Here is a 380-nt window from a genome sequence, read left to right on the forward strand (position 1 = left end):
CCATTGCATTATGCTTTTTAGTACGCTCTGTGGAAGCTTCCCAAAGTGCTTTTAGATTTTTAAACTCTGGGTCAAAGCTTTCCCAGAAGTCCTTCATAAACTCTTCGTCAGCAGCCACCTTGCGCTTAATAACATCTTTTAGACGCTGCTGTCTAGTGTCTAATACAATTTGTTTCAATTTCTTTTTGGTAGGTCTTACTTTAGCCATTTTTATTACCTCTTTTCATAGTTGATAAACCTATTATAAAGGGGTGCCGAACCTTTGTCAATAGTTTTTTAATTATTTTCCTTAGATAAGTTTAATTTTAAAAATATCCCTAAAGGATTTTCCCTCCCTAGCTACCCTGTATATAGAAGAAGTCTGATATTCTGGGTAGGCT

The 380-nt window shown here is 35.5% G+C and carries 1 protein-coding gene; it reads right to left on the reverse strand.

The window, feature by feature from the left end; all coding sequences use genetic code 11:
- The coding region (locus BTA35_RS17575) for a hypothetical protein (protein ID WP_139363775.1) at window positions 1-208 on the reverse strand (208 nt) is incomplete at its 3' end.
- Window positions 209-380: the final 172 nt, after the last annotated feature.

It is taken from the genome of Oceanospirillum linum (genome assembly GCF_001995095.2).
Taxonomy (GTDB): Bacteria; Pseudomonadota; Gammaproteobacteria; order Pseudomonadales; family Halomonadaceae; genus Oceanospirillum; species Oceanospirillum linum.